At 60.7% G+C, this 1680-nt stretch carries 3 protein-coding genes; 2 read left to right on the forward strand and 1 reads right to left on the reverse strand.

Annotated features, from left to right (window positions below):
* Window positions 1–682: CDF family Co(II)/Ni(II) efflux transporter DmeF (gene dmeF / locus JNL55_RS10080; RefSeq protein WP_415923050.1), on the reverse strand; the 682-nt coding region annotated here is incomplete at its 3' end.
* Window positions 683–734: 52 nt separating this feature from the next.
* On the opposite strand from dmeF, the gene JNL55_RS10085 reads away from it, so the two are divergent.
* Both JNL55_RS10085 and JNL55_RS10090 read left to right on the forward strand, forming a co-directional pair.
* Window positions 735–1010: a metal/formaldehyde-sensitive transcriptional repressor gene (locus JNL55_RS10085; protein WP_293852610.1), complete on the forward strand. Its 276-nt coding sequence runs from the start codon at window positions 735–737 to the stop codon at window positions 1008–1010.
* Between the two features lie 110 nt (window positions 1011–1120).
* Window positions 1121–1474, forward strand: a complete 354-nt coding sequence (locus JNL55_RS10090) for a hypothetical protein (RefSeq protein WP_293852612.1) — start codon at window positions 1121–1123, stop codon at window positions 1472–1474.
* Window positions 1475–1680: the final 206 nt, after the last annotated feature.

Here is a 1680-nt window from a genome sequence, read left to right on the forward strand (position 1 = left end):
CGCGCAATCGCCCGACGGCCCACACGCTGACAAGCACGGCGCCGACGATGCCCATGGTCGGATCGAGCCAGTCGGCGCCCCAATATTTGCCGCCGATCAATGCAACGATGGCGAATACCGAGGTGGCCGCATCGGCGAGGACGTGCAGATAGGCGGAGCGTAGATTTAGGTCATGATGAGGTGCGTGTCCATGCTCATGATCATGCCCGTTGTGATGATGGGCGTGATGCCCGCCAACCTGGAGCAAGCCGGCGCTGACCGCATTGACGACCAGGCCGATGATCGCGATGACGATCGCCTCGTCGTACTGGATCGGACGCGGCGAGGCCATGCGTTCGACTGATTGAAACAGCATCAGCGCAGCGACGCCCAATAGCAGGACCGCGCTCGTATATCCTCCCAGCACCTCGACCTTCCAGGTCCCGAAGTTGAAGCGATGATCGGCCGCATAACGTCGGGCGACAGAGTAGGCAAGCAGCGAAAGGCCCAGCGCCAGCGCATGCGAGCTCATGTGCCAGCCGTCGGCGAGCAGCGCCATCGAGTTCAACAGCCAACCGCCCACGATCTCCACGACCATCATGGTGGCAGTGAGCCATACGACCAGCCGCGTCCGGCGCTCGGCGCGCGGGTCCTGCTGGTCGAAAGTGTGCGTATGTAGGAAATCGGCGACTGAGGTCACGATGTTCGTCCGGTGCGGTACTATACTCCCCCACAGTATACGGATTGGGAAGCAGATGAGTCATACGATCACGGCAAAGAAACCGCTGCTCGCTCGGGTGCGGCGGATCAAGGGACAGCTGGAAGGACTCGAGCGACTCATCGACGCGGATGGGGATTGCGCTGACGTACTTCAGCAGGCCGCTGCGGTCCGGGGCGCCGTTTCCGGGCTGATGGCCGAGATCCTGGAGGGGCACCTGCGCGACCATCTCGGCGACGCGAAGCTGCCGCAGAAGGAACGCCTGCAGGACATCGAATCAGTGGTCAAAATCGTCCGGTCCTATCTGAAGTAATCCTTCCCGCGTGTAGATTGTTGTAAACGCGCGGATGGAATGGGTAGACTCCGGGCGTGCGCCGCTACCTTGCCATTTTGTGTCTGTTGTTGAACCTCAGCGTTCTGCTGATGCCGTTCGATACCAGTCATGCGCACATCAGTTCCGCAGCTTCGATGAGCGCGGAAGTGCATTCAGGTCATAGCCATGATCTGGAGCCACATCCCCATCCCCACCCCGAGAGCGTTCCTGAAACCGGCGATCAGGTCGTCGATCTGCAAGGTTCGGTGAGCGCTCAGAACACGTTCCAATCCATGTTCTGGTCGAACTGGATTCCGTTGGCATGCCTGGTTGCACTCGCCTTCCTGGTTGCGCAACCGTGTATCGCTGTTTTCTCTCCACCTTCCTCCGATCCAAATCGTGCCTCCCGGCGCGGGCATTGGCGACCGCCGTTACGCGGTCCTCCTGTTTTCTCCATCCGCTGATACCGATACCGCGTTCTGATCGCGACTGCGATTCAGAACCTCTGGTTTAGCAGTGCGCCTCGTGCGCACGGATGGAGTTTGCAATGTTCTTTTCGTTTGCCCGCAAGGCGCTGATGGCCTGGGCGGGTGCATCGTTATTCCTCGGCGCACCGCTCACGGTGTCGGCCCGGCAAGCGTCTTCGCCGCCTGTGCTTGGTCTGCAGGAC

Source organism: Steroidobacter sp. (assembly GCF_016790065.1).
Lineage (GTDB): Bacteria > Pseudomonadota > Gammaproteobacteria > Steroidobacterales > Steroidobacteraceae > Steroidobacter.